General features: G+C 60.0%; 22 protein-coding genes and 3 tRNA genes. 13 read left to right on the top strand and 12 right to left on the bottom strand.

What is annotated here, in order from left to right; translation table 11 throughout:
- Positions 1–37: 37 nt before the first annotated feature.
- Complete coding sequence (locus tag ACKF11_RS10585) at positions 38–745, top strand: Crp/Fnr family transcriptional regulator (RefSeq protein WP_407997023.1); 708 nt, start codon at positions 38–40, stop codon at positions 743–745.
- 19 nt (positions 746–764) lie between these two features.
- Here ACKF11_RS10585 and ACKF11_RS10580 read toward each other — a convergent pair whose 3' ends face one another.
- Positions 765–1778, bottom strand: coding sequence for a LysR family transcriptional regulator (locus ACKF11_RS10580; RefSeq protein WP_407997022.1), 1014 nt, complete (start codon positions 1776–1778; stop codon positions 765–767).
- 202 nt (positions 1779–1980) lie between these two features.
- Here ACKF11_RS10580 and ACKF11_RS10575 point away from each other — a divergent pair, with 202 nt between their 5' ends.
- Both ACKF11_RS10575 and ACKF11_RS10570 read left to right on the top strand, forming a co-directional pair.
- The gene (locus ACKF11_RS10575; RefSeq protein WP_309566843.1) at positions 1981–2241 is read left to right on the top strand and encodes a ribbon-helix-helix domain-containing protein; all 261 of its coding nucleotides are present in this window, start codon (positions 1981–1983) and stop codon (positions 2239–2241) included.
- A 7-nt stretch (positions 2242–2248) separates the two neighbouring features.
- A complete protein-coding gene (locus ACKF11_RS10570) occupies positions 2249–2563 on the top strand; it encodes a type II toxin-antitoxin system RelE/ParE family toxin (protein WP_407997021.1) in 315 nt (104 codons plus the stop codon).
- Positions 2564–2808: 245 nt separating this feature from the next.
- Here the strand turns inward: ACKF11_RS10570 and ACKF11_RS10565 are convergent, their stop codons facing one another.
- The 3 genes from ACKF11_RS10565 to ACKF11_RS10555 form a co-directional block, all read right to left on the bottom strand.
- Complete coding sequence (locus ACKF11_RS10565) at positions 2809–5265, bottom strand: TonB-dependent siderophore receptor (protein ID WP_407997020.1); 2457 nt, start codon at positions 5263–5265, stop codon at positions 2809–2811.
- 105 nt (positions 5266–5370) lie between these two features.
- Positions 5371–6333 (bottom strand): FecR domain-containing protein, encoded by a 963-nt coding sequence (locus ACKF11_RS10560; RefSeq protein ID WP_407997019.1) that lies wholly within the window; start codon positions 6331–6333, stop codon positions 5371–5373.
- A gap of 4 nt (positions 6334–6337) precedes the next feature.
- Positions 6338–6877, bottom strand: coding sequence for a sigma-70 family RNA polymerase sigma factor (locus ACKF11_RS10555; protein WP_407997018.1), 540 nt, complete (start codon positions 6875–6877; stop codon positions 6338–6340).
- Between the two features lie 234 nt (positions 6878–7111).
- On the opposite strand from ACKF11_RS10555, the gene ACKF11_RS10550 reads away from it, so the two are divergent.
- The 5 genes from ACKF11_RS10550 to ACKF11_RS10530 all read left to right on the top strand — a co-directional run bounded on the left by ACKF11_RS10550 (position 7112) and on the right by ACKF11_RS10530 (position 15009).
- Complete coding sequence (locus ACKF11_RS10550) at positions 7112–7924, top strand: alpha/beta hydrolase (protein ID WP_407997017.1); 813 nt, start codon at positions 7112–7114, stop codon at positions 7922–7924.
- A gap of 83 nt (positions 7925–8007) precedes the next feature.
- Positions 8008–9246, top strand: a complete 1239-nt coding sequence (locus tag ACKF11_RS10545; protein WP_407997016.1) for an efflux RND transporter periplasmic adaptor subunit — start codon at positions 8008–8010, stop codon at positions 9244–9246.
- 290 nt (positions 9247–9536) lie between these two features.
- Complete coding sequence (locus tag ACKF11_RS10540) at positions 9537–12725, top strand: efflux RND transporter permease subunit (protein ID WP_407997015.1); 3189 nt, start codon at positions 9537–9539, stop codon at positions 12723–12725.
- Positions 12726–12735: 10 nt separating this feature from the next.
- Entirely contained in the window at positions 12736–14196 is a 1461-nt protein-coding gene (locus ACKF11_RS10535; RefSeq protein ID WP_407997014.1) for an efflux transporter outer membrane subunit, read from the top strand.
- A gap of 165 nt (positions 14197–14361) precedes the next feature.
- On the top strand, positions 14362–15009 hold the full coding sequence (locus tag ACKF11_RS10530) for a LysE family translocator (protein WP_407997013.1): 648 nt from the start codon (positions 14362–14364) through the stop codon (positions 15007–15009).
- A gap of 170 nt (positions 15010–15179) precedes the next feature.
- Here the strand turns inward: ACKF11_RS10530 and ACKF11_RS10525 are convergent, their stop codons facing one another.
- On the bottom strand, positions 15180–15503 hold the full coding sequence (locus tag ACKF11_RS10525) for a BON domain-containing protein (RefSeq protein ID WP_407997012.1): 324 nt from the start codon (positions 15501–15503) through the stop codon (positions 15180–15182).
- Positions 15504–15826: 323 nt separating this feature from the next.
- Between ACKF11_RS10525 and ACKF11_RS10520 the strand changes: the two genes are divergently transcribed.
- The 3 genes from ACKF11_RS10520 to ACKF11_RS10510 all read left to right on the top strand — a co-directional run bounded on the left by ACKF11_RS10520 (position 15827) and on the right by ACKF11_RS10510 (position 18483).
- On the top strand, positions 15827–16060 hold the full coding sequence (locus ACKF11_RS10520; RefSeq protein ID WP_309566827.1) for a hypothetical protein: 234 nt from the start codon (positions 15827–15829) through the stop codon (positions 16058–16060).
- A gap of 199 nt (positions 16061–16259) precedes the next feature.
- Positions 16260–17180 (top strand): aldo/keto reductase, encoded by a 921-nt coding sequence (locus ACKF11_RS10515; protein WP_407997011.1) that lies wholly within the window; start codon positions 16260–16262, stop codon positions 17178–17180.
- A 13-nt stretch (positions 17181–17193) separates the two neighbouring features.
- Positions 17194–18483, top strand: a complete 1290-nt coding sequence (locus ACKF11_RS10510) for an NTP/NDP exchange transporter (protein ID WP_407997010.1) — start codon at positions 17194–17196, stop codon at positions 18481–18483.
- Between the two features lie 121 nt (positions 18484–18604).
- On the opposite strand, the gene ACKF11_RS10505 is transcribed toward ACKF11_RS10510, so the two are convergent.
- The 7 genes from ACKF11_RS10505 to ACKF11_RS10475 form a co-directional block, all read right to left on the bottom strand.
- Positions 18605–18680: transfer RNA gene (locus tag ACKF11_RS10505), tRNA-Gly, on the bottom strand.
- A gap of 26 nt (positions 18681–18706) precedes the next feature.
- A tRNA-Cys gene (locus ACKF11_RS10500) sits at positions 18707–18780 on the bottom strand.
- 77 nt (positions 18781–18857) lie between these two features.
- Positions 18858–18933 (bottom strand) — tRNA-Gly (locus ACKF11_RS10495).
- Between the two features lie 60 nt (positions 18934–18993).
- The gene (pgsA, locus tag ACKF11_RS10490; RefSeq protein WP_309566822.1) at positions 18994–19560 is read right to left on the bottom strand and encodes a CDP-diacylglycerol--glycerol-3-phosphate 3-phosphatidyltransferase; all 567 of its coding nucleotides are present in this window, start codon (positions 19558–19560) and stop codon (positions 18994–18996) included.
- A complete protein-coding gene (gene uvrC / locus ACKF11_RS10485; RefSeq protein ID WP_407997009.1) occupies positions 19560–21359 on the bottom strand; it encodes an excinuclease ABC subunit UvrC in 1800 nt (599 codons plus the stop codon). Before uvrC ends, pgsA begins: the two co-directional genes overlap by 1 nt.
- Before the next feature lie 58 nt (positions 21360–21417).
- On the bottom strand, positions 21418–21603 hold the full coding sequence (locus ACKF11_RS10480) for a tautomerase family protein (RefSeq protein WP_309566820.1): 186 nt from the start codon (positions 21601–21603) through the stop codon (positions 21418–21420).
- Positions 21604–21645: 42 nt separating this feature from the next.
- Complete coding sequence (locus tag ACKF11_RS10475; RefSeq protein ID WP_407997008.1) at positions 21646–22557, bottom strand: cation diffusion facilitator family transporter; 912 nt, start codon at positions 22555–22557, stop codon at positions 21646–21648.
- A gap of 232 nt (positions 22558–22789) precedes the next feature.
- On the opposite strand from ACKF11_RS10475, the gene ACKF11_RS10470 reads away from it, so the two are divergent.
- Both ACKF11_RS10470 and ACKF11_RS10465 read left to right on the top strand, forming a co-directional pair.
- Positions 22790–23635, top strand: a complete 846-nt coding sequence (locus ACKF11_RS10470; protein ID WP_407997007.1) for a 23S rRNA (adenine(2030)-N(6))-methyltransferase RlmJ — start codon at positions 22790–22792, stop codon at positions 23633–23635.
- A 57-nt stretch (positions 23636–23692) separates the two neighbouring features.
- Positions 23693–24217, top strand: a complete 525-nt coding sequence (locus tag ACKF11_RS10465; protein ID WP_309566817.1) for a TIGR00645 family protein — start codon at positions 23693–23695, stop codon at positions 24215–24217.
- Positions 24218–24243 lie beyond the last annotated feature (26 nt).

The raw sequence follows: 24243 nt of genomic DNA, 5'->3' as shown, positions 1-24243 counted from the left end.
GGCATATACTGCATTGCAGCACCTGCTTGGAGGCCAAATGGACATTCCGTTCAGCCCGCATGGCAATACCTTGATCAACGCGCTGCCGCTGGAGGATCAGCGGCAGCTGTTAGCAAGCCTGGAACCGCTTTCCATGCAGCTGGGCGAGGTGTTGTACGAATCGGAACAATTATTGAAGTACGTGTTCTTTCCTGTCGATGCCATCGTCTCCCTGCTCTACGTCATGGAGAACGGCGCATCGACGGAAATTGCGGTGGTCGGGGAGGAAGGCATGGTCGGCACGCCGGTCATCATGGGCACCAATACCTCTTCCTGCCGCGCCGTGGTGCAGAGCGCCGGGTATGGCTACCGCATCCGCGCCGGCACCTTGAAGCAGATTTTCGACCGCCGTCCTGCCGTCGCGCACCTGTTCCTGCGCTACACCCAGGCCCTCATCACCCAAATCACCCAGACCGCCGTCTGCAACCGTCATTGCGTGCTGGAACAGCAGCTATGCCGCTGGCTGTTGCTCAGCCTGGACCGGCTGCACAAGACCGAGCTCATCATGACGCAGGAGCTCATCGCCAATATGCTGGGCGTCAGGCGCGAAGGCATCACCGCAGCAGCGGGGAAACTGCAGAAACAAGGGCTGATCAGCTACAGCCGCGGCCATATCCACGTGTTGAACCGGCCGGGCCTCGAACGCATGGCGTGCGAGTGCTACCAGGTCGTGCGCCAGGCATACGCTTCGCTGCTATACGCATAAACATAGGAACTGTCGTGTCCTAGAACACCGCCTCGGCCGTATTGTTGCGGTCGATGATCTCGCGCATGGTGTTGCCCTGCTCGCACTGGGCAAAGCGGCACTCCCCATCCACCATGTCGCTGCTGCATTCGCCCAGCAAGGGGCAACTGGCGAACAGCTCGGCGATCCAGTCCACAAAGGCCCTGACCTTGGGCGACAAGTGCCGGTTGTGCAGGTAGACCACTGAAATCGGGTGGCTGGACGGCTGCCATTGCGGCAGGACTTCCACCAACTCGCCGGATTGAAGATGCGGCAGCACCATGTAGCGCGGCGCCTGGATCAGGCCGAAGCCCTGCAATGCGCAGGCGACATAGGCCTCGGCGTCGTTGACTGCGACCTTGCCGACGCCGCGCACTTCCGTCACCTTGCCGTCCACGACAAAATCCCAGTCCATGTTCCGCCCCGTGCGGCTGGAAAAATAATTCACGGCATGGTGCTGCTCCAAGTCTTCCAGTGTCGTGGGCACGCCGTGCTGCTCCAGGTAGCGCGGCGAAGCGCAGGTCACCACACCGAACGCGCCGATGCGGCGGGCGACCATGCTGGAATCCTGCAGCCCGCCCATGCGCACCACGCAATCCACCGCCTCCTGCACCATGTCCACCGGGCGGTCGCTCATGCCGATCACCAGCTCCACGTCCGGGTAGCGCGTGTAGAAATCGCAAAGTTTGGGAATGATGATCAGGCGGCCGATCGAGGGCGGCACGTCAATGCGCAGCCGCCCGCTCGGCCCGCGCGTCACGTCGCGGAACAAGGCTTCGGTCTCGTCCACCTCGGCCAGGATGCGCATGCAGCGCTCATAATAGGCCGCGCCGTCCGGCGTCAGGCTCAGGCGCCGCGTGGTGCGGTTGAGCAGGCGCACCTTGAGCAGGCCTTCCAGCGCCTGGATGGTGGTCGTCACCGTCGTGCGCGGCAAGCCGAGGCTATCCGCCGCGCGCGTGAAACTGTTGGCATCCACCACCCGGGTGAATACCTGCATTGCCTGGAATCGGTCCATATTTAAGACATTCCTTCATACTTAGATCAACAATTATTATGAATAATACTAACAATTCACTAAAAATTGATAAATTGTTTTAAATATAGACAAGTCGATACGGGGGCGCTCATTGATCCTCCGTACACATTGGAATTAAAATCTTGGCGACGTCTTCATTTTTGATTATATTGATGACAACTCACAAAATAAGGATCCAGCCATGTCCCGTACGAAGACCACCACAATGACAGTGCGCCTGAGCGGCCCCTTGAGTGAATTCGTCTCTGCCAACGTAGGCGAACAAGGCAACTATGAGAATGTCAGTGAATATGTGCGCGACCTCATCCGCCGCGACAAGGAAGCCAAGGAAACTGCCGCATTCAAGCGGCTCAAGGCAGAGCTATCCCATGCTTACTCCGCTCCGGAGTCCTCGTACCAACCGTTGACGGCATCCGAAGTCATCGCACGCAACCGGACTTGAACCAGCCATGGCACAGATACGCATCCAGGAGGCCGCATCCTGGCGGCTTGATGAGATCTATCGCCACACTCGCGACCGCTGGGGCCAGCAACAGGCCGATCGCTACATCACTGGCCTGTTCGAGGCATTTGACAGTATCGCAACTCACCAGACGGCCTCCCGCGCCATTCCAGCCGAGTTCGGCATTGATGGCTACTTCTTCCGGTACGAGCGGCACTTCGTCTACTGGCGCCAGCTATCGAACGGTGACATCGGTATCGTGACCATTCTGCATGAGCGCATGCACCAGATCGATCGCTTCCGGGAAGATTTCGGGCTGTGACCACCTGTTGTTACATCCCCTTATCGTAATATCTCGAACGAGGACGCGCTCCACCTGCATTTTATTCATCTGGTCCGATAAATGACACGAAGCATTCCCAATACGCCTGCTCAGTATCTTGCAGGCTATATCGCTGGGATGCGCCTATAACAAAAAAAGCACAGCATGATCTTTATCGTGATGCTGTGCTTTTGGGAGATGAATTGCATGCCGGGTCAAACCCGGCATCCGCCTCTTGAAAATGGTCAGAAGGTATATTTCATGGAAGCCATGAAGTTGCGCGGCGCGCCGAAAGTGCCAAAGTTGTTGGCTACCGTCGAGTAGTATTCCTTATCCAACGCATTGTTTAAATTCAGCGAAACAGACAGATTGCTGCTCACCTCATAACGCGCCATCAGGTTAACCAGGGCCACACTGCCTTGCGTGTACTCGATGGCGCTACCGCTCCGGATGGAATTCTGCCAGTTCAAGCCTCCGCCCAGCGTCAGCTTGTTCCACGCACCCGGCAAGCGATAGGTGGTGAACAACTTCAGGGTGTGTAGCGGCAATCGAGTAAACGCACGCTCGCCATGCTCATCTTCCGTACGCGCATAGGAGTAGCCAGCGCCAGTCTGCCAGCCTTCGGTCAATTTTCCATTCACCTCGAGCTCAACGCCGCGTGTTCGGGTTTCGCCTTGCACTTCGTAAAAGCGGACATTGGGGTCCCAGAAGGCCAGATTTTCCACATCCATCTGAAACACGGCGAGATTAGCGGTCAGCCGGCCGCCATTGAAACTGGCCTTGACGCCCGCCTCGTAACCTTCCCCCTTCTCGGGGTCGGGCGAAGCGCCAGGGCGGCCGTACAAGAATACGACGCCTTCCTGCGGCTGGAATATCTTGGTGTAGCTACCGTATACCGACCAAGTGTCGTTGAGTGCATGGACAAGCCCTACATATGGCACGAACACATCTTCCTTGCGCTTGCCTGATCCCTCGTCCAGTTGCCAATGCGCACTACGTCCGCCCAGCAGCAGGCTGGTGGCATCGCTGAGTTGGAAGCGAGCGTTCAGATAAGCGCTATATTGACGTTCACGAAAACCTCCTTTGCCCGTTTTGAAAAATTCGGGGGCAGGCGCAGTATCTGTCCAGTCATAGATATTAAAGTCGGCCGGATAGCTCATCCAATCATAATCGAAAAGAGTGGTACTGGAACGGCTGCGCGACAATGTGACGCCGCCGATCAGTTCATGATCTCGTCCGAACAGCGAAAACACGCCGCTCACGTATGCATCAAGGTTGTTCTGACGGGTTTTGCTGCTCCAGCGGTAAGGCCAGACTTCCATGCCATTTCCGGTTGCCGCGTCAATTGTCTGCGTGACGCCCACAGTGATGGCATCATCATCGTAACGCGTCTGGCTGTATTCCACCTTGCCTATCCAGTTTGTTCCGAAGCGGTGCTCGAGCGAGGCGAAAATATTGTTCGACTCATGATCGTAGTAATTCCATGAAGTCGTTCCATCGTCGGATGGCGAAAGCTTGATCCGTTGACCGTTCGTAAAGAACAATGGACGCCCCAGGATGGTGGAATCGGTCTTCTGGTCTAAATGGTTGAAACCAATGGTAAACAGAGTGTGTTCACTCAGATCGAATTCAGCGATACCGTATAGCGCAAGATTCTTCTGGTCGAAACGCTTTGCCCACGCGCCTTCTTCGCTGTAGTTTGCCGCCAGGCGGGCACGCGCAGTACCACTTTCGTTCAGCGGGCCGGAAATATCCATGCCAACTCCATAGCGATCCCAGTTGCCTGCCTGGGCAGTCACGAACTTCTGTGGCACGGCAGTCGGACGTTTGCGGATCAGGTTAATCGTCGCAGCGGGCGTGCCCAGTCCGTTCATAATGCCGGTAGCACCGCGCACCACCTCAACCCGGTCATAAGCCGCCGTATTTGACAACAGAGGTCCGACCGCAAGCGAGGTCGGCACACCTTCGATCTGATAATTGCGCAGGCGGGAACCACGCGCGAAAATGTCGGTGCCATCAATACCTTCACCAATAAAGGTTCTCTGAACGATGATGCCCGGTGTGGCATCGAGCACATCGACCAGCGTATCAAGCTTCTGGTCATCCATGCGCTGACGCGTCATCACAGTGACAGCCTGCGGCGTTTCCTGCGGCGTTAAATTGAGTCGTGTCGAACTGCTTGTCGACCAGGTAGTGTAAGACCCCGTACCTTCGGTCGTCGAACCCGGCGCCTTGCCGGAAATGCTGACTGCCACCTCGGGCAACACGGCAACTGATCCCCGCTCCATCTGCCGTTCAGGAATCACTCTGATAATGAAATTGCCCTGTTGCTGTTCCTCTGCCTGCAATCCCAGCGGCGCCAACAATGACGATAAACCTTGCCGCACCGAATAATCGCCGTGCAAACCCGGGGTTTCACGCCCCTGGACCAGCGCAGGCTCCACAGTGATATTGATGCCGGTCTGCACGGCAAATTCCGTAATAGCGGCAGCCAGCGAACCAGCGGCAATGTTCAGCTCCCTGACCTCGGTCTGGCTTGTGACTTGTTCGGCATGTACCTCATGCCAGCTGGCAGCACCTGCCGCCATCCCGATAGCCAAAACTGCCGCATGCACAGCATGATGGATGCGAGGACGCGGTGAGACATTTACCGCCTGCATGTCTTGGGGAATCGTGCTTTGGGGTTGATGACGCAATGACATATGTTCCTTCCTGTAATGTTAATCGTTTTTGTTACGTCAACAGACAGGACACGACAGGCAGGTAAAAGGGGCCAGAACGAGAGGATTATTTTTTATAGCATCAAACTACCGCGCTACCACAGTGACCCAATAGCGCGTTCTGTATTCGAGCTTGACCGGGAACACCTTGGCAAGGTTGAGCAGGATGGCGTCGGTATCCTGCAATTGGTAAGCCCCCGTCACGCGGATATCCGCCACGGCGGGATCGCAGCGCAGGATGCCCGGACGATAGCGCGCAAGTTCGGCAATGAAATCGCCCAGGCGGGTTTCATCGGCAGAAATCACGCCGCGCGTCCAATTCAACTCGCGGGGAGACAATGCTTGCGGCTGGTCGATGGCATCGGCATCGAAGCGGGTTTCTTCATTGGCATGGAGGATGTCAGTCCTGGCCCCATTGCTGATTTGCACGGCCCCCTCCTGCACCGCCACAAACACATGGTCATCGATATGGCGCACGACAAAACGGGTGCCTAACGGCTGTACTCGCCCATAAGCGGTCTGCACGATGAAGGGACGCGGCTTGCCATTCCGCTGGGCATCGGGATCGGGGGCGGTTGTGATGAGGATTTCCCCGCCACGCAGGTGTACGGTGCGTGATGCGGCGTTATAGTCAATGTCAACGCGGGTGGCGGTATTGAGCTGGATCACCGTGCCGTCTGCCAGGACAATGCGGCGCTGCTCTCCCGCGGCGGTGCGGTAATCGGCCAGCCAGCCTTGCTGCTCGCCGGTACGCCAGCCCAGCCAGCCGGCAGGCACGGCCGCAATCAGTATCGCCAGTTGCTTGATGGCCTTGCGCCTGTCCAGGCGCGTTTTGCGCCGCAATGTGCTGCCCGTCTGCTGCGGCAGGTTTGACGCCAGGCCGCTGATGCGCTGGGCCTGTTGCCAGGCTTGCTCGTGGGCGGGATCAGCGCCCCGCCACTGTTCGAAGGCAACCAGCTCCTGTGGCGTGGCTTCCCCGGAATCGATCAGCACGAACCATTCCGCAGCCTGCATGGCGACCTGGCGAATTGCAAGCTCCGGTGCAGCCATGGCGTCAGATGCTGCCTTGGTAGCTGGAGGCCAGTACGATGCATTCCGCCATGGCCTGCGCCATGTAGCGCTTGACCGAGCGCAAGCCGATGTCGAGCTGCTCGGCGATCTCGGCATAGGTCAGCCCCTCGACCTGCGACAGCACGAATACTTCCCTCACGATGGGAGACAAGCCGTTGAGCATGGCATCCACCTCGTTCAACGCATCGGCGATCAGCGCCTGTTGTTCCGGCGAGGGAGCCTCCGCCTCCGGCATCAGCGCCAGCGCATCGAGCCAGGCCCGCTCCAGCGACGCCCTGCGGAAATGGTTCAACAGCACCCGGCGCGCCACTGTCGCCAGGTAAGCGCGCGGCTCACGCAACGGCTCGCTTTCAAGGTTGCTCGACGAGAGCTCCGGCATCAGCAGGATGCGCATGAAGGTGTCCTGGGCAAGGTCGGCCGCTTCGGAATGGTTATTCAGGCGGCGATTGAGCCACAAGCGCAGCCATTGCTGGTGTTGTTGGTAAAGCTGCTCGGCCAGCAGGTGCGAGGAAAAATGCGACATCGGGACATGTCCACGATTGGAAATAAGAATCAGTTCCCATTGTAATCAATAAATTGGGAAAACTCATCCGTGTGGTTGTTTTCATGCAATTTTTTACGGTATTGACCGTACGTCCGCGTGCCGGACGCCATTGTTTGCGAATTACGAATAGTGTTTCCACATTTACGCAGATTATTAAATTGGCAATAACGATCACAATGGGTCGCATCCAATATCAGCCAATGCAGACCGATTGTGAGCGAACCGCGCGTTTCCCGTGAAGACTTCATCATCCCCGGACCCGAGGGAGCGATCCCCGTGCGGCTGTACCGTGGCGCGCAGGCGGAAGGCAACCTGCCGTTGGTGCTGTACTTCCATGGCGGCGGATTCAACGCGGGCTGCCTCGACGATGCGGACTTTCCCGCCAGTTTCATCGCGCACCATTGCCCTGCCGTCGTCCTTTCCGTCGGCTATGCCCTGGCGCCACAGCACCCGTTCCCCGCAGCGCCGGAAGATGCCTATGCCGCGGCGCAATGGGCCGCACGCAATGCACGCCGCCTGAACGCGGCCGCCAAGCTGCTCGTCGTGGCCGGGGACGATGCGGGCGGCAGTATCGCAGCGGGCCTGAGCATGATGGCGCGCGACCGCGGGGAATTCAGCATTGCCGCGCAAGTGCTTATCGCGCCGATGCTGGACCCGAGCATGACCCTGCTCGGCGATGCCGCCAGGCTCAAGTCCGAGCTCACCGCGGCGCAATGCGCGCAGCGCTACCGGCAATATCTGCCCAAGTGCACGCAACGCATGCATCCCTATGCCGCACCACTGGAATCGCTGCGCCTTGCCGGCCTACCCAGCGCCATGATCGCCACTGCCGAATGCGACGTGCTGCACATCGAGGCGGAAAAATACGCCAGCGCCTTGATCAAGGCCGGCATCCCTACCCAGGTGTCGCGTTTTGCCGGCGTCCAGCATGCCGAATTGCCTGCCCACCAGCCCATGCTGCGCGAGGTGGTGGAGTTCCTGCGACGCCAGGCGGGACAAGCCGGTTTACCTATTAACAGCGGCTAACAACACTCAGCGAAGCGCTCCTGACAGGAGCGTTTTGTTAGCCGCGCTAAATTTTGATTTCAACATTAAAGATGAGGAACATCATGTCTAAACCACTCCAACAAAAGAAATTCGCCGCCCTGTTGGCGGCCGCCCTGGCAATCTCGGGCGGCGTCATCTTGTGGTCGCCCGCCAGCCACGAAGCCCAGGCCGACACTGCTGTCGCCAGCAATACCGTTACCGTGGACGTTGCGGTTGTCGCGCAACAGGACATCACCGACTGGCAGGATTATTCCGGCCGCCTGGAGGCGGTCGAGCGTGTTGAAATCCGTCCCCTGGTTTCCGGCACGCTGACCAGGATCCATTTCAAGGACGGCGACCTGGTGAAGAAAGGCGACGTGCTGTTCACCATAGACCCGCGGCCGTTCGAGGCGGAGGTCGCGCGCGCCCAGGCCCAGCTGAGCGGCGCCGAGGCGCGGCTCGACTACACCAGCCACGACCTGGAACGCGCGGAGCGCCTGATCGGCGACAACGCCATCGCCCGCCGCGACTTCGAGGAAAAGCGCAACGCGGCGCTGGAGGCGAAAGCCGCATTGCTGGCAGCGCAGGCCGCATTGCAGACCGCCCGCCTCAACCTGGAATATAGCCGCATCACGGCACCGGTATCCGGCCGGATTTCCCGCGCCGAGGTGACGCTGGGCAATATCGTTTCCGCGGGCGCGAGCTCCACGCCGCTCACCACGCTGGTGTCTACCGACAACATCTACGCGGCGCTCGAGGTGGACGAGCAAAGCTACCTGAAATTCATCCAGCCCGGACACACCAGCCAGCTCAAGGTCTTGCTGGGGCTGGCGAACGAGGACGGCTATAGCCGCGAAGGCCGCATCGGCTCGGTCGATAACCGCATAGACACCGCATCGGGCACCATCCGCGTGCGCGCCGTGTTCGACAACCGCAAGGGCGACTTGCTGCCGGGGCTGTATGCGCGCGTCAGGCTGGGCAGCGGCAGCACCCACCCGGCGTTACTGATAGACGAGAAAGCCGTGGGCACCGACCAAGACAAGCGCTACGTGCTGGTGGTCGATGCGCAGAACCAGGCCAATTACCGAGAGATACGGCTAGGCGCGGCCCATGGTGAGCTGCGCGTGGTGGAAAGCGGGCTGCAGCCTAGCGAACGCATCGTGGTCAATGGCCTGCAACGGGTGCGTCCCGGCAGCCAGGTCAGCCCGCACCTGGTCGCCATGCCCGGCAGCGCGTCGCCATTGGCCCAGGTTCGGGCAGAGGAAGCGATCCACACGATCCGCAGCCTTCCCAATAAACAGCAAAAGGCCGTCAACGCATGAGAGCCTATTCATCCTCTTTTCACAGGGTACGTTGTCCCGCCAGGGCCGGCGATGCAAGGCGAAAACCACAGTCGGGCCGTTGCCCGGCGAGGATTTGCAACGACGCAGCGACTATGCTGGCGGGACAACCCACAGGGCATGGCTTCAAACCGCACCCGCTCTGCGTTCCAGACCTTGGCGAGGCAATAAGCATCGCCTGCGGCCTGCGCCTTGATCGGGCACGCTTTGAAACCATGCGTCCCCTATAAAAAGAGGATGAACAGGCTCTAAATCTTAGGGAGAACTTACAAATGAATATCTCAAAATTCTTCATCGACCGCCCGATCTTTGCGGGCGTGCTGTCGATGCTCATCTTGCTGGGCGGGGCGCTGGCCATGTTCCAGCTGCCCATCTCGGAATATCCCGAAGTCGTGCCGCCATCCGTGGTGGTGCGCGCGCAATACCCCGGCGCCAATCCCAAGGTGATCGCCGAGACGGTGGCCTCGCCGCTGGAGGAATCCATCAACGGCGTGGAAGACATGATCTACATGCAGTCGCAGGCCAACAGCGACGGCAACCTCACCATCACCGTCAACTTCAAGCTCGGCGTAGACCCGGACAAGGCGCAGCAACTGGTGCAGAACCGCGTCAACCAGGCGTTGCCCAGGCTGCCGCCCGACGTGCAGCGGCTGGGCCTCACCACGCTGAAAAGCTCGCCCACACTCACCATGGTGGTACACCTGGCCTCGCCGGACAACCGCTACGACATGACCTATTTGCGCAACTATGCCGTGATCAACGTCAAGGATAGGCTGGCGCGCATCCAGGGCGTGGGCGAAGTCGGCCTGTTCGGCTCCGGTAACTACGCCATGCGCGTCTGGCTCGATCCGCAGAAAGTCGCCCAGCGCGGCATGACCGCATCCGACGTGGTGCAGGCGATCCGCGAGCAGAACGTGCAGGTGGCGGCCGGCGTGATCGGCGCATCGCCCAACAATGTGCCGCTGCAACTGTCGGTCAATGCGCAGGGCCGTCTCAAGACCGAGGAGGAATTTGCCGCGATCATCCTCAAGACTTCTGCCGACGGCGCCATCACGCGCCTTTCCGACGTGGCGCGCATCGAGCTCGCTGCCTCGGAATACGGCCTGCGCTCGTTGCTGGACAACAAGCCTGCGGTCGCCATCCCGATCTTCCAGGCGCCCGGCGCCAACGCACTGGCGATTTCCGATGCCGTGCGCGCCACCATGAAGGAGCTGGCTGCCGATTTCCCCGAATCCGTGGAATACCATATCGTCTACGACCCGACGCAGTTCGTGCGCTCCAGCATCCGCGCCGTGGTGTCCACGCTGCTGGAAGCGATCGCCCTGGTGGTGCTGGTGGTGATCCTGTTCCTGCAGACCTGGCGCGCATCCATCATCCCCTTGCTGGCGGTCCCGGTTTCCATCATCGGCACTTTCTCGCTGATGCTGGCATTCGGCTACTCGATCAACGCGCTGTCGCTGTTCGGCATGGTGCTGGCGATCGGCATCGTGGTGGATGACGCCATCGTCGTGGTGGAAAACGTCGAGCGCAATATCGAATCGGGCCTGAGCCCGCGCGACGCCACCTACCAGGCCATGCGCGAGGTGAGCGGGCCCATCATCGCCATCGCGCTGACCCTGATCGCGGTGTTCGTGCCGTTGGCGTTCATGACCGGCCTTACCGGGCAGTTCTACAAGCAGTTCGCCATGACCATCGCCATTTCCACCGTGATCTCGGCGTTCAACTCCCTGACCTTGTCCCCTGCCCTGTCCGCCATGCTGCTCAAGGGCCACGGCGACAAGAAGGACTGGCTCACGCGCTTCATGGACCGCTGGCTGGGCGGCTTCTTTGCCAGGTTCAACAACCTGTTCAGCCGCGCCTCCGACAACTACGGCAAGGGCGTCAAGGGCATCATCAACCATAAGGGCTCGGCCATGGGCGTCTATGCCGTGCTGCTCGGCCTGACCGTGGGCGTCTCCCTGATTGTGCCGGGCGGCTTCGTGCCGGCGCAGGACAAGCAATACCTGGTGGGCTTCGCCCAGCTGCCTAGCGGCGCCTCGCTGGAACGTACGGAGGAAGTCATCCGCCGCATGAGCGAGATCGCATTGCAGCAGCCCGGCGTGGAAAACGCGGTCGCCTTCCCCGGCCTCTCGATCAACGGCTTCACCAACAGTTCCAGCGCCGGCATCGTCTTCACACCGCTCAAGCCGTTCAACGAACGCAAAGGCAAGGAATTGTCGGCCGCCGCGATCGCGCAATCGCTGAATGAGAAATTCGGCCAGATCCAGGACGCCTATATCGCCGTGTTCCCGCCGCCCCCGGTCATGGGCCTGGGCACCATCGGCGGCTTCAAGCTGCAGATCGAGGACAGGGGCGCGCTGGGCTATGCCGAGCTGGACAAGGCAGTGAACTCCTTCATCGCCGAGGCTTCCAAGGCGCCGGAACTGGGCCCCATGTTCACCAACTACCAGATCAACGTGCCGCAGCTGAACGTGGACCTGGACCGTGCCAAGGCCAAGCAATTGGGCGTGCCGGTGACCGAGGTGTTCGACACCATGCAGATCTACCTCGGCTCGCTCTACATCAATGACTTCAACCGATTCGGCCGCGTATTCCAGGTGCGCGCGCAAGCCGATGCGCCCTACCGCGCCAAGGCCGAGGACATCCTGCAACTGAAAACCCGCAACATGGCGGGCGACATGGTGCCGTTGTCCTCGCTGGTCAAGGTGACCCCTACCTACGGTCCGGAAATGGTGGTGCGCTACAACGGCTATACCGCCGCCGACATCAACGGCGGGCCGGCGCCGGGCTATTCCACCGGGCAGGCCCAGGCGGCAGTGGAAAGGATAGCCGCGCAGACCCTGCCGCCCGGCATCAAGTTCGAGTGGACCGACCTGACCTACCAGCAGATCCTCGCGGGCAATGCCGGCATCTGGGTGTTCCCAATCAGCGTGCTGCTGGTGTTCCTGGTGCTGGCGGCGCTGTACGAGAGCCTGGCCTTGCCGCTCGCGGTGATCCTCATCGTGCCGATGAGCATCCTGGCGGCACTCACGGGCGTCTGGCTGACCAAGGGCGATAACAACATCTTTACCCAGATCGGGCTGATGGTGCTGGTGGGACTATCTGCAAAAAATGCCATCCTCATCGTCGAGTTCGCGCGCGAGCTGGAACTGCAAGGCAGCAGCATCGTCAAGGCCGCGATCGAGGCCAGCCGCTTACGTCTGCGCCCCATCCTCATGACCTCCATCGCCTTCATCATGGGCGTGGTGCCGCTGGTGACGTCCAGCGGCGCGGGCTCGGAAATGCGCTACGCCATGGGCATCGCCGTGTTCTTCGGCATGCTGGGCGTGACCCTGTTCGGCCTGTTCCTCACGCCCGTGTTCTACGTGCTGCTGCGCAAGCTGAGCGGAGGCCGCCAGCTGCATTCGGCCACCGAGCACAAACCCCATGTTGCCGGCCCAGCCGCCAGCCATTTGATATAGGAAGCACACCATGAAACCGACCAAGACATTATCGCTATTGACCGCGACGCTGCTGCTGACGGCATGCTCAGTGGCCCCGGTCTATGAAAAGCCAAAGGTGGCAACACCGGCGCAATTCAAGGAAGCCTCCCTTCATGCGACTGGAGAACAGTCCAGCCAGTGGAAGACTGCAGAGCCGGCGGAACTCAACCACCGCGGCCAGTGGTGGCAGGTCTTCAACGACCTCACCCTGGACAACCTGGAGGACGAGGCCCTGGCCGCCAACCAGAATCTGCAGGCTGCCACCGCCAGGCTGGCGCAATCCCGCGCCTTGTTCAAGGACGAGCGTTCCAACCGCTACCCGCAATTGAGCGGCGGCATCAGCCCCGGGCATCAACGCGTATCGCCAGATGCCCAGCGCACCGAGAACGGCAGCGAACAGACATTGTGGCGCGCGCAGGCGCAATTCGCCTATGAGGCAGACCTGTTCGGCCGCGTATCCTCGCTGGTCAACGCCGCCCAGGCCGATGCGGAACAGAGCGCCGCCCTGCTGCGCTCGGTCCTGCTATCCCTGCAGGCGGATGTGGCGCAGCAATACTTCACCATCCGCGAGCTGGATGCCGAGCGTGACATCTACCAGCACACCGTCAAGCTGCGCGAGCAAACCGTGCAGCTGACGCAGCACCGCTACGACGCCGGCGACATCAGCGAACTGGAACTGGCGCGCGCCAAGACCGAACTCGCGGCCGCACGCTCGGAGGAACTGGGCGTGACGCGCCGCCGCGCGATTGCCGAACACGCCCTCGCCATCCTGCTGGGCAAAACCCCAGCGGAATTCAGCCTGGCAGCGCTTCCATTGCAACGCATCAGCATCAACGTGCCAGCCGGCTTGCCGTCCTCGTTGCTGGAACGCCGGCCAGACATCGCAGCCGCCGAGCGCGCGATGGCGGCGGCGAATGCGCGCATCGGCGTCGCCAAGGCGGCCTATTTCCCGCGCCTCAACATCACCGGCGCGCTCGGTTACGAATCCTCCGAGCTAGGCAGCCTGTTCGAGTGGTCCAACCGCACCTTCCTGCTCGGGCCCTTGATCGGCACCATGCTCTCGATGCCGATCTTTGACGGCGGCCGCCGCGAAGCCGGGCTGGAACGCGCACGCGCCGTCTACGAAGAAGACGTCGCCAAATACCGGCAGACCGTGCTCAACGCCTTTGGCGAGGTCGAGGACAACCTGGCCAGCCTGCGCATCCTCGACAACCAGTCCGAAGTGCAGGACACGGCCGTCGCCTCGTCGCAACGCGCCAGCCACCTCGCCCAGAGCCGCTACCGCGAAGGCCTGGTCAGCTACCTTGAGGTGATCGATGCGGATCGAACCTTGCTGCAGCAAAAGCGCGTCACCCTGCAACTCGACGGCGAGCGCGCCCGCGCCACGGTCAACCTGATCCGCGCGCTGGGCGGTAGCTGGGAGGCTGCGCCGGTCGTCGCCTCGAAATAACCGTGGCTAGCCCTAGCCGGGCCATGCCGCCAAGCGCGCCCTTGGACAACCTTCCCCGGCGGGGTTATGCTGGGATTGGCAAGGGGTTTGCCGCAGGCAGTAAAGCGTACGATAAGGCAAGCAACACGCCGGAGAGTTTTGTTCGCAGTCCTTAAAGGAATTGGCATGATTTCAATCGACACGGCATTGCAATTCGTCGCGGTATCGGCGGTGCTTGCCTTGGCGCCCGGCCCGGACAATATGTTCGTCCTGATGCAAGCGGCTGCCGGCGGCGTGCGCAAGGGCATTGCGGTGACGCTTGGGCTATGCACCGGCTTGGTCGTGCACACCGCCGCCGTCGCATTCGGCGTCGCCGCCATTTTCCAGGCATCGGCCGCCGCCTTTACCACGCTCAAGATCGTGGGAGCTGTCTATTTGCTTTACCTTGCCTACGGCGCGTTCACCTCAGGCATGGGCACATCGCCCGGCAACGAAGGCACGGCTCTCCCCAATCATGACACTATCGGGCTCGACAAAGGGCTTTATCAGCGCGGCATCCTCATGAACGTCACCAACCCCAAGGTGGCGTTGTTCTTCCTGGCTTTCCTGCCGCAATTCGTCAAGGATGGCGCCGGACGTGCGCCTCTGCAGATATTGCAGCTTGGCGTATTGTTCATGATCACCACGCTGGTCATCTTCAGCCTGGTCGCCTATACCGCCGGCCGGCTCAGCCGTTGGCTGCAACGCTCGCCCAAGGCGGTCAGGAACATGAACAGGATTGCAGGGGTCGTCTTCATCGGGCTTGCCGCCAGGTTGCTAACTGCACAGCGATAAAACGGCTGCACATGCAGCTTGTTTGATATGTAGGTGGGAAGTTAGTGCGCCCAATCTATATCGGCAGAGTCACACTGGGTCAATGACGGCTCATCGGCCTGCATGCAGGCTTACTACCTTATTCACGGCACTAACCCGCGTATTCTAACCTCGAACCGCTATACCATGCCCTACTTCTTCTTGGGATCCGGACTGTCGATGACGATATCGTTCTGCACCGATACCACTCCGCTCACGCTGCGCGCCACTATTGCCGCCTGGCTCACCTCGGCTTGCGACCGCGCGGTGCCGCTCAAATGCACCGCACCGAGGTCGTCGGACTGCACCTTGATATCAAGCGCATCCAGCGTCTGGTCGCGCGCGAGCGCAGCCTTGACCTTGCCGGTAGTGGCCGAATCGTCAGCATACGTGGTCAGGGACTCGCTATCCTCGGTACGGCCGTACAACGGCAAAGACAATGCCAGCATCAGCAATGAAAACTTGAAAAACCGCATACATCATCCTCAAACTTGATCTGGATTCCATAATCGTAAACATGGCGTTCTTTAAAATAAGAGTCGTCATATTCCGAAGCATGTGTAGGAATTCGCAACCAAGAATGGCTTACACAACTCAGCGAAACAATCCTGGCTAGCCGATTTGCCGCAGACAGCACAAGCAGTACGGCATGGCAGCGCAACGACGCCAGGAGAGTTTTGTCAGCCGCTCTAAAGCAATTCGCTTGACACAGGCACGGCGGCGCCATGTAAGATGAAAAAACTGTGTCATTTACAAAACTTGAACCGGTAGAATCCTGCCACGGATAGAAGGATAAGCGATGCCCTCGTTATACAAGAGCCGCGAAGAGCGAGTACAAGATGTTGTCAAAGCCTATATGAATGAGAACAATACCGTGCGTCACTCCCTGACGTTCGGCGGCCAGTTCCTGCCCCATAGCGAACAGGAAAGAGAGCAAATGCGCGAGGAACGCGCCTGGGCACTGGCCCGGCTTGCAATCGACAAGATCATGCGGCTTCCCTACATTGCCATCAACCGCATATCGGCAACATGATTCTTCCCTGCAATGCTTGCGTAAACCCGACGTTCCGGAGATCGCGCATACAACCCGGAGCACAGGAAGGGCAGCTATCGCTGGCTCAGCATGCCATAATGCATTTCAATGCATCCGTCATTTATTTACTCCAACAATAAAACTAAACTCCAATAAAGCAAACGTTGAACATCTTGCCAACTGAATAAGGAGCTTTCCCATGCTATCCCGACGCAGTTTCCTCTCCGGCATCGCGGCAGCCGGCGCAGGCCTCGCCCTGGCCCGTCCTGTGTTCGCCAAGCCGTTATCACAAGCCGCATCCATGCAGACCCGCGTTATCCCGTCCAGCGGAGAGCGCTTGCCTGTGATCGGCATGGGCAGCTCAGGCAGCTTCGAAGTCGGCAATAGCGCCGCCGAGCTCGACCCTTTGCGTGAAGTATTGAGGCGGTTCTTCGCAGGCGGCGCGACGGTCATCGACACTGCCCCTTCCTATGGCACTGCCGAGGAAGTGATCGGCCAATTGCTGGAAGAGCTGGGCCTGCGTTCCAAGGCCTTCCTCGCCACCAAGCTCGGCACTTCCGGGCGCGAGGCCGGCCTGGCGCAATTCCAGGCCTCGCTCAAGCGGTTGCGCACCGACAAGGTGGAACTGCTCCAGGTGCACAACCTGCGGGACTGGCGCACCCAGTTCGAAGTGATCAAGGAGCTCAAGGTGCAGGGCAAGACCCGCTACACCGGGCTCACCCATTACGTGGACAGCGGCCATGACGAACTGGCCGAGGTGGTGCGCAAGGTCAAGCCGGACTTCCTGCAGGTCAATTACTCCGTCATATCCCGCAACGCGGAACAGAAAGTGTTTCCAATCGCCAGGGAACTCGGCGTGGCAGTCCTGATCAACCGCGCTTTCGAAGACGGCCGCCTGTTTTCCAGGATGCAAGGCAAACTGCTGCCGCCCTGGGCCGCAGAAGCTGGGATCACCTCCTGGGCGCAGGCTTTTCTCAGGTTTGCCCTGAGCCACCCCGCCGTCACCACCGTGATACCCGCTACCGGCAAGCCGGATCGCCAGAGCGACAACCTCAAGGCCGGCAGCGGACCGGCCTTGACCGAAGCGCAGCGGAAATCGTTGATCGACACGGTCGGCTGAGGGAATTCACTCCATGCGCCTCTCCTCGCTTGCCAGCCGCCTGTTCAATGTGGAAAAGCAGGAAGCGCCAGCGGTGCTGGCCGGCCTGCTCATGTTCTTCCTGCTGTTCGCGGGCTATTTCATGCTGCGCCCGGTGCGCGAGACCATGGGCCTGGCAGGCGGCGTGCGCAACCTGCAATGGCTGTTCACCGGCACCTTCGTCGCCACGCTTGCCGTACTGCCGCTGTTCGGTTGGCTCGCCTCTATGGCGCAGCGCCGGCGCATCCTGCCCTGGACTTACGGCTTCTTCACCTTGAACCTGCTTGCCTTCGCCGCAGGCATGGCATGGCAGCCGGACAATCCATGGGTGGCAAGGGCGTTTTACATCTGGCTGTCGGTCTTCAACATGCTGACCATCTCGCTGGCCTGGAGCGTCCTCGCCGACGTCTTTTCCAGCGCACAGGCCAAGCGCCTGTTTGCACTGATGGCCGCAGGCGCCAGCCTGGGCGGCTTGGCCGGGCCGGTGCTGGGCACGCTCCTGGTCGGGCCGCTCGGCCACTCCGGATTGCTGGCGCTGTCGGCGCTGATGCTGGCGGGCAGCGCTGTAGCCGGCCTCGCCTTGCAACGCTGGCGCAACTTGCATCCGCGCGCGCCGGACGAGGCATGTGCCCGCTCGCAGCCGCTGGGCGGCAACCCGTTCTCGGGCGCAACGGCAGTATTCCGCTCGCCATACCTGCTGGGCATCGCCACTTTCGTCATCTTGCTGGCGACGGCCAATACCTTCCTCTACTTCGAGCAGGCGCGCCTGGTGGAAGCGACTTTCCCCGATAAAGTGCAGCAGACCCAGGTTTTCGGGATCATCGACATCGTCGTGCAATCGCTGGCGCTGCTGACCCAGTTCTTCCTGACCGGCCGCATCGCGCAGCGCCTCGGCGTCAGCGTGCTGCTGGTCGCGGTGCCGCTGGTAATTGCTGCCGGCTTTCTCTGGCTCGCGCTGGCCCCCGTATTCGCGGTGCTCGCTGTCGTCATGGTGGTGCGCCGTGCCGGAGAATATGCGCTGGTACGCCCTGGCCGCGAGATGCTCTACACCTCGGTTTCCCCCGAGCAGAAATACAAGGCCAAGAACTTCATCGACACCGTCGTATACCGCGGCGGCGATGCCGTGAGCGGCTGGGTCAAGCACGGAATAGATCTGTTGGCAGGACAACCTGCTGTCGCAATGCTGATCGGCAGTCTGTTCGCCCTCGTATGGGCAGGCAATGGATTGTTGCTCGGGCGCAGCCAGAAACGTCTTGAAGCAAGAAGTGAGGATGGGCCCAGTTAGCAATCCTCTTGTAAAAGAATCACTCGGCTAAGAAGCATTGCAAAGTATGCTGGAATTGTCGCAGGCACGATGCAAGACAAACAAGAAAGCCCAAACCGAAGTCTGGGCTTTTGATGAATTCTGGAGCGGGAAACGAGTCTCGAACTCGCGACCTCAACCTTGGCAAGGTTGCGCTCTACCAACTGAGCTATTCCCGCATTGCTTCACAGCAAAATCATTTACCTGGAGGCGCGAGCCGGAGTCGAACCGGCCTAAACGGCTTTGCAGGCCGCGGCATAACCGCTTTGCTATCGCGCCATAAACAGTATCAGGCTACCCTTCCGGATACCTGATAAAAAAGGAAAGTGCTTGCAGCCACTTTCCCTTTTAAATCCTGGAGCGGGAAACGAGTCTCGAACTCGCGACCTCAACCTTGGCAAGGTTGCGCTCTACCAACTGAGCTATTCCCGCATCGAAAGAAGGCGCTATTCTAAGGATTTTCAGGCGTGTGTCAAGCGTATTTCAGCCCGATCAACCAGCCTTCATGCGAGGCCATGCGGCCTTCAAATAGTAAGCCATTGACACCAATGTCAAAAACGCTGCGATGTAAATCAGCGCCTCGCCGTAAAAACTGATATTCAGCGGCCCCAATGGATCGTAGTACAGCAGGAACAGGATGGCCGCCATCTGCACCGCCGTCTTGACCTTGCCGATGAACGCGACGGCGACGCTGCCGCGCTCGCCTACCCCCGCCATCCATTCCCGCAAGGCGCTGATCGCAATTTCGCGCCCGATGATGATCAAGGCGACCACCGCGCCGACGCGGTCGAGCTCGATCAGCAGCACCAAGGCGGCCGCCACCATCAGCTTGTCCGCGACCGGGTCGAGGAAGGCGCCGAATGCCGAAGTCTGGTTGAGCGCGCGCGCCAGGTAGCCGTCGAACCAGTCGGTGATGGCGGCGAAGGCGAAAATGAACGTCGCCAGCACGTTTTTGTCGTGCATGGGCAAGGTACTTTCCGGGAAATAGAATATCCCGACAAAAAGCGGGATGCATAGGATGCGCATCACCGTCAGGCTATTGGGGACATTCCAGACCATCAGTGCAACTCCTCATAAATTTTCTGCGCCAGCGCATGGCTGATGCCATCCACCTGTGCAATTTCGTCCACGCTGGCATTCTTGACGCCATCCAGGCCGCCAAACCGCATCAGCAGGCTCTTGCGGCGCTTGGCGCCTATGCCACCGATATCCTCCAGGCTTGAATGCATGCGCGCCTTGCCGCGCTTGGCGCGGTGGCCGGTGATGGCAAAGCGGTGGGCCTCGTCGCGGATCTGCTGCAACAGGTGCAGCCCGGGATGATCCTTCTTCAAGCCCACAGGCTCTTCACGCTCGGGAAAGAACATCTGTTCCAGTCCCGGCTTGCGTTCCTCGCCCTTGGCGATGCCGACCAGTTGGATGTCCGGTAGGCCGACTTCGTTCATGACTTCGACCGCCACGCCCAATTGCCCCTTGCCGCCATCGATGAACACCAGGTCAGGACGCTTGCCCTCGCCGGCCGCCACCTTGCGGTAACGCCGCGTCAGCGCGTCGCGCATCGCCGCGTAGTCGTCTCCCGGCGTAATGCCAGTGATATTGTACCGGCGATACTCTGAATTCTGCATGTTGCCCTTGTCGAATACCACGCAGGAGGCCACCGTCGCTTCGCCCATGGTATGGCTGATATCGAAACACTCGATGCGTTCAGTGTTCTCCGGCAGATCCAGCGCCTCGCGCAAGGCATTCAGCCTAAGCTGCTGGTTGGCCTGCTGGGCAACACGCTGGCTGAGGGCCAGTTCAGCATTGGTTTGCGCCATCTTGAGCCAGACGCGCTTGTCACCGATGGGGTTGGTGTTGATCTTGATCCTGCGGCCCGCCTGCTCGCTGAACACTTCCTCCATTGCAGTGGTTTCCAGCGGCGCGCCCACGATCAGCAACGGCGGAATAGCGCCTGCCATGTAATGCTGCTCGAGGAAGGCCTCCATGGTGGTTTCCAGGTCGGCGCCGTCTGCATTCTTGGGAAAGAAGCTCTTGTCGCCGAGGTGATGGCCGCCGCGGATCATGACCAGGTTCACGCACCATTGCCCTTGCAGCTCGGCGCAGGCGATCACGTCGGCATCGCTGACGTTGAAATCGCTGACGAACTGCTTGGCCTGCACCTGGCGCAGGTTCTGGATGCGGTCGCGGTACACGGCCGCAAGTTCATAGTCCATCTGCTCGGCGGCTTCGTTCATCTTCTCGCCGAGTTCGTCCATCACCTGCTGCTCCTTGCCTTGCAGGAACAGGCTGGCGTGCATCACGTCGCGGCGGTAATCCTCTTCCGTGATGAAGCCGACGCAAGGCGCGGTGCAGCGCTCGATCTGGTGCAGCAGGCAGGGCCTTGAACGGTTGGCGAACACGGTATTCTCGCAAGTGCGCAGACGAAACACCTTCTGCAGGAGCTGGATGCTTTCGCGCACCGCTACCGCATTGGGGAACGGGCCGAAATAGCTGCTGCCCTTGCGTTGCGCGCCGCGATGGAAAGCCAGGCGCGGAAAGGCATCTCCGGTCAGGGCGATATATGGGTAGGATTTGTCGTCGCGGAACAGCACATTGTAGCGCGGCATGAAGCCCTTGATGAGGTTGTTCTCCAGCAGCAGCGCTTCCGCTTCCGAGCGCGTCACCGTGGTTTCGATGCGCGAGATATTGGACACCATGAGCCGCGTGCGCGGGGACGGCAGGTTTTTCTGGAAATAGGACGACACCCGCTTCTTGAGGTCGCGGGCCTTGCCTACATAGATCACTTCGTCCTGGGCATTGATCATGCGATACACGCCAGGCAGGTTGGGCAGGTTTTTCAGTACCGGTTTGGGGTCGAACATAGGGGTTCCTGGCCGTCAGGCGGCCAGCAGCATCAACTCAATAGGACAGGGCAACGGCTTAATCGCTATCCAGCAACTCGCCCGCCACGGCCCAATTTTCTCCCGCCACCTCTTCAAAGGTGATGTAGGTATAGGACTTGGGCTTCTTGGCGATACGTTCCAGCGTATCCGTGATTTCTTCCGCAATCTTGGCCTTTTGCTCGCGGGTCAATGTGCCCGCTACCTTGATGTCGACGTAAGGCATTTGCTTATTCTCCTGGCGTGGGTTGTCAGATTCAGTCCGGGTTCAATGCGCATGGCCATGCTCATGCGGATGATCGTGCCCATGATCATGAAGATGGCCAGTATTGCTCGTCAGCCAGCAATTGGCGTTGGCATCGCTATGTGCGCTCCTAGTTTCCGGCTGCAGCGTGACATGCTCGATGTTGAAGCGGTCATGGAGCATATGCCCCAGGTTGTTCAAGACCTCATGCCAATCGTGCATGTCCTCCAGCACGATATGGGCCGAAAGCGCGGTTTTTTCCGAGGAAAGCGACCAGATGTGCAAGTGATGCACGCCCTGAACCTTGTCGCTTACGGTCATGGCATGCTCTACGGCCTGGATATCGATATGCGGCGGCACGCCTTCCATCAGCACGTGCAGCACTTCGCCCAGCAGGCGCAGGGTGGAGACTAGGATCAACACCGAGATGAAGATGGACAGTATGGGGTCGATCGGCATCCAGCCCGTGAAGTAAATCACCGCCCCGGCCACGATCGCCACTACCGAGCCGAGCAAGTCGCCCAGCACGTGCAGCAAGGCCGCGCGGCTGTTCAAGCTGCTGTGTCCCTTGTGCAATATCAATGCCACGACGATGTTGACGAGCATGCCGACAAACGCGATCAGCATCACTTCCCCGCCCTGCACCGGCCGGGGGTCGGCAAGACGCTGCACGGCCTCATAGGCAATGCCGGCGATCACCGCCAGCATCAGCAATGCGTTCAACAACGCGACAATGACTTCGGCGCGCACCAGGCCAAAATTATGCTTGCGCGTGGCCGGCTTGCGGGCGATCCAGCCGCCCAGCCAGGCGAGCGCCAAGGCGAAGGCGTCCGACACCATGTGGCCGGCGTCGCTGAGCAAGGCCAATGAACCCGTCCACCAGCCGCCGACAGCCTCGACCACGGCAAACCCGGCGATCAGGAGCAAAGGGAGCAACAGGGAAGGCTGGCTGCCTCCGCACGCATGTGAATGATCTTGATGATGATGAGCGCCCATAAGGGTGTAATGCTAGCAGGCATGGCAGCAATTAAAAAGCCGCGGCCGTAAATATCTGTCGCGTATGCCGTCGTCTCCGCGCCATAATGGCGGGGTAGAAATTTCATGGATAAAACACAATACCGGCCGGCCCGTCCTTTATAATGTCGCCAGTTATTGCCAACCCCTGCCCATGCTCAGTTATCGTCACGCATTCCATGCCGGCAACCATGCCGACGTCCTCAAGCATTTCGTATTGCACCAAGTGCTGGCGTACGCCAATCAAAAGGACAAGCCCTACTGGTACATCGACACGCACGCCGGCGCCGGCATGTATGCGCTGGACCACGGCTATGCGGTACAGAATGCCGAGTTCAAGCAAGGTATCGGACAACTATGGGAATGCGACGACCTGCCTGACTCGCTGCTATCCTTTATCGAGCTGATCAAGCACATCAACCGCGGCAAGGCGCTCAAGCATTACCCCGGCTCCCCTGCCGTCGCACAAGAACTGTTGCGCGGCAGCGACCGCGAGCGCCTGTTCGAACTGCACCCGAGCGACGCGAAACTGCTCAGGCAACATTTCAAGCCGGCAGGCCGCCAGGTGCTGGTCGAACAACAGGATGGGTTTGCGGGCCTGAAAGCCCTGCTGCCGCCGCCACCGCGCCGGGCGGTGGTGCTGATCGACCCGCCCTACGAGGAAAAGCGCGATTACCAGCGCGTCATCGAAGCGTTGAAGGACAGCCTGCAGCGCTTTGCCACGGGCACTTATCTGCTCTGGTATCCATTATTGCAGCGCCCCGAGGTCGACCTGCTGACCGACAGGCTGGCCAAGCTGGGCGCCACCAGCTGGCTGCATGCGACGCTCAGCATCAAGGCCCCCTCCGCGGACGGTTTCGGCATGCACGGCAGCGGCATGTTCGTGATCAATCCGCCATGGACGTTGCCGGACACCCTGCAACAAGCCCTGCCTTATCTGGCGGAGAAACTGGCATTGGACGACGGTGCTGGCTACACCCTGCAACATCATATTCCCTGAAGCATCTTCCAGCTCCAGATCATCGAATCGTTTTATCCAGCAAGAAAGGAAACACGCATGCAATCCCCGCCTAAAACCAGAATGAGTCCGTTGAGCGCCATCCTGTTCGGCAGCCGCTGGCTGCAATTGCCGCTCTACCTAGGCCTGATCGTGGCGCAAGTGGTCTATGTCATCCATTTCATGAAGGAGCTGGCGCACCTGATCGAGCGCCTGCCGCAACTGCACGAGGCCGACATCATGCTCATGGTGCTGGGCCTGATCGACGTAGTGATGATCTCCAACCTGCTGATCATGGTCATTATCGGCGGCTACGAAACTTTCGTCTCGCGCCTCAACCTCAAGGGGCACCCGGACGAGCCGGATTGGCTGTCGCACGTCAATGCCAACCTGCTCAAGGTGAAGCTGGCGATGTCCATCATCGGCATCTCCTCGATCCACCTGCTCAAGACCTTCATCAATGTCGAGAACCTGGACGACAAGACCCTGATCTGGCAAACCGTCATCCATATGGCCTTCATCGCCTCAGCGGTCTCCATCGCCTGGATCGACCGCATCATGGCGCATCCGGACGACAAGCATTAAGCGACTGCCGGCAGCAGGCACCAGCC

Source organism: Methylobacillus draconifructus (assembly GCF_045984385.1).
GTDB classification, from domain to species: Bacteria; Pseudomonadota; Gammaproteobacteria; order Burkholderiales; family Methylophilaceae; genus Methylobacillus; species Methylobacillus flagellatus_A.
Note: the sequence above shows the minus strand (reverse complement) of the source record. Positions and strands in the feature narration are given on the sequence as shown.